We start from the raw sequence: 3141 nt of genomic DNA, 5'->3' as shown, positions 1-3141 counted from the left end.
GTGAACGATTTTTACTGCGCCGCCCAGGACAGCATGGAGAACATGGATCGGGGCCTGCTGGCCGCTGTCTGGGTGCTGACGGACTTTATCGACCAGGTGGAGTTCCATTCTGTGGGTGACTATCCGGCCAAAATCATTTTTTTCGCCGGCGGTGAGGTCTATGAGATTATCCACGCCGCCCAGGGGAAGGAGGTCCTGCTGTCCCATGTGCTGGCCGACCCTGGGGAGCAGCCCTCCCGCTATCTGGTGCTGGTAGATGACCCGGCGCAGATTTCGGAACTGCTGATCCCCAACGTCAACGGCTACTGCACCGTATCCCCGGCTGGCGAAGTCCAGTATTATCAGAAAGAAGGAGCGTGACATTGACAAGAAGCGTTATTTCCCAGCGGATCACTTCCATTTTGGATGACATCCAGCGTCTGAACAGTGCGCTGTATGCCATGAACACCACGGATATCCAGCGTTACCCGGACAACTACGAGGTGTTGTCCACCGACGCGGCCCTGCGGGCGGAGACCATCACCTGCCGGCTGCGCCATCTGCTCTATGCCAGCACCAACGTGAAAAAGAGCGAGTATCTGACCTCCGCCGCCGCCATGCAGGGTATCGACATCCAGCAGCGGGGCGGCATTTTTGAGATCACCCTGCCCTGTCTGCTCCCCAAGCGCAGGCAGTCTCAGAGTACGGAGTACCTGATCGACCCACTCACCGCCGCGCTGGAGCAATACGTCAAAAGCCATACCGTCCGGCGGTTCCGGCGCTGCGTGGTGTGCTTTTCCCACACTTACTGCCGCGACCTCCCGGAGCGTCGGGTGCGGGACTATGACAACCTGGAGATCAAGCAGTACCTGGATGCGGTGGGGGCCTGGCTTTTGATCGACGACGGCGGGCTGTTCTGCGACGTCTACCACACCACCGAACTGGGTGAGACGGACTGTACCCGTATGTTCATCATGGACATGCCCCGGTTCCCGACGTGGCTGGCGGAGCGGGGGGTACAGCTCCAGGACAGCCCGAAGGGGTAGCGGAAAACCAACCGAAAAAGTTTCATTTTCCACCAAAAGAGCCATATCCCATTTTGGCCTTTTTTGAGGCCGTGAAACAGGATACGGCTTTTAGGCCCGCGAAGCCCTGAAAATCAGCGGTCTTTCCGAGCCGGGCCGGCGAAAAAATACCGAAGCTGTAGACCCCTCGGTAAAAAATCCATGAGAAGGAGGCGGAAATCATGTCGGATGCGGATGGGCGGGTGCTGCCCGCCCTGGACACATTTCCCGGCCTGGTTCTGGCCCTCACTGCCCTGTCCGGCGAACTGCCCACCGCCCTGGTCAGCCGTCTCCCGGCCTCTGACACCTACAAGGAGTACGCGGTCAAACGGCTCAAACGGGACAATCTTCTGCGGACATTCTACCGCAATGGTGTTCGCGGCCTGCGTCTGACCACCGCCGCAAAACGGCTGCTGGTGGAGTGCTGGCCGGATCAATTCCTGCCCTATCTCTCCGGCAGCACCGAAACCAATCAGCTTAAATCGGAAATCACCCGCCGCCTCCGCCTGCACCGGATGGCCGAGGTGTTGGTGACGATGCTCAACGCGGATGTGTCTGTCCTGCCCTGGGAAAAGCCGGCGCTGTTCAGCCCCACACCGCCCAATGACCTGACGGCCCTTGACCGGCCCGCTTATTACAGCTCCAGAGAGGTCAAGGAGTTGGGCGCACAGGCCGTCAAAGTCCGCGGCTCCCGCTCGACGGGCGTTCTGCTGGCGGGCGGCAGCCTGTTCACCATCTACAACACCGGCTCCGGGCAGATGAAGTGGGAGGACAAGGCAGAACTGCGGCTCAAAGCCCTGCTGGAGATGGAGCTGTGTCAGGCCCGGCTCCCGGCCCAACTCAAGCGGACAAAACAGGCGGCTATTGTATTCGCCTCGGACATGGGGCAGATGGCCCCCTTGATGGGCGTGGGCGTGGATAAGCGCCACAGCTGCTTTGCTCTGAGCTGCGAGTTTGAGCCGTTCTGCTACCTGCCCAGCGACCACCACGGCGAGGTCATTTTGCAACTGCTCTGCGACCCCGGCGAAAAGGCGGTTCTGGACGACATTTTGCAAAAGGGGTTCCAGCCGCCCCGCCCCGGCTGGGTGATTGAGAACGACGCCATAGACGGAGAGGCAGCTGTTCTGTTCGCCTATACCTGCGATATGCCCCGCATCCACCGATTCAACGCCGCTTTGGAGAAGATGGACTGGCCGGGTACGCTGTTCTGCTTCGACTTCCAGGCGGACGCTATGCGTCAGGTCTGTGGGCCGGGTGTAGACATTCAGTGCATCGACTTTGAAGCGTATGAGAGGAGTGTGTTCCTATCTCCCGAAAACAACTGATCAAGCTGGCTATCATCATCCCCATCGCCCTGGCCGCCCTGCTCTACGGGGGCGGCTATATCGCGCAATTCCTCTACAACTACGATGTGTGGCAGGCGGCGGGCGGAGTTTTCGGTACAGCTCCGGAGTTTCCCAATTCCAATTTCTTTGCCTGTATCGCCGCCGTGTTCCGCTGGCCTTACGGTCTGTACGGTTTAGGCGGCTGCGTGGCCGCGCTGGGTGTGCTGATTTTCATGGTCATGCGGATGGGGTACAGCGAGACGGGTGAGTACGACCGGGAGCGCAACCTGATCTACTCCAATAAAGGTACATACGGGACGGCAGGCTTCATGACCAAAAAAGAGCTGAAGGGCGTGTTGGACCTGGTTCCCAACATCCGCAAGCACCACGGCATCATCTTGGGCGAGATAGACGGCGAGGTAATCTGCGTCCCCGATAAGACCCGGTTCAACGGTAATCTGGCGGTGTACGGGGCCAGCGGATCAAAGAAAACAAGGGCTTTTTGTATGAATATGATCCTGCAAAGTGCCGCCCGAAGGTCCAGCCTAATTATTTGCGATCCAAAATCAGAGCTCTATGAAAAGAGCAGCGCCTACCTCCGGGATCAGGGCTACACCGTCAAGGTGTTCAACCTCGTCACCCCCTCCGCCTCCGATTCCTGGAACTGTCTTTCCGAGATCGAAGGTCAGGAGCTGATGGCCCAGCTTTTCTGCGACGTCATCATTAAAAACACCGGCAACGGGCAGGGAGACCACTTCTGGGACAACGCCGAA

4 protein-coding genes are annotated in these 3141 nt (G+C 58.9%); all 4 read left to right on the top strand.

The window, feature by feature from the left end; genetic code table 11:
• The coding region (locus tag QZ329_RS15390; RefSeq protein WP_295753879.1) for a DUF5697 family protein at window positions 1-360 on the top strand (360 nt) is incomplete at its 5' end.
• A gap of 2 nt (window positions 361-362) precedes the next feature.
• Entirely contained in the window at window positions 363-1025 is a 663-nt protein-coding gene (locus QZ329_RS15385) for a DUF6100 family protein (protein WP_295753878.1), read from the top strand.
• Between the two features lie 200 nt (window positions 1026-1225).
• Window positions 1226-2368 (top strand): hypothetical protein, encoded by a 1143-nt coding sequence (locus QZ329_RS15380; protein ID WP_295753877.1) that lies wholly within the window; start codon window positions 1226-1228, stop codon window positions 2366-2368.
• Window positions 2369-2574: 206 nt separating this feature from the next.
• Window positions 2575-3141 (top strand): type IV secretory system conjugative DNA transfer family protein (locus QZ329_RS15375; RefSeq protein ID WP_295753876.1); only part of this gene is annotated, 567 nt, incomplete at its 3' end.

Source organism: uncultured Oscillibacter sp. (assembly GCF_910579365.1).
In the GTDB taxonomy this organism is placed as follows: Bacteria; Bacillota; Clostridia; order Oscillospirales; family Oscillospiraceae; genus Oscillibacter.
This window is presented reverse-complemented; position numbering and strand designations above follow the sequence as displayed.

Bases quoted from the DNA above. Each gene is read 5' to 3' on its own strand.
- QZ329_RS15380 (WP_295753877.1), top strand. From the start codon at position 1,226: ATGTCGGATGCGGATGGGCGGGTGCTGCCCGCCCTGGACACATTTCCC.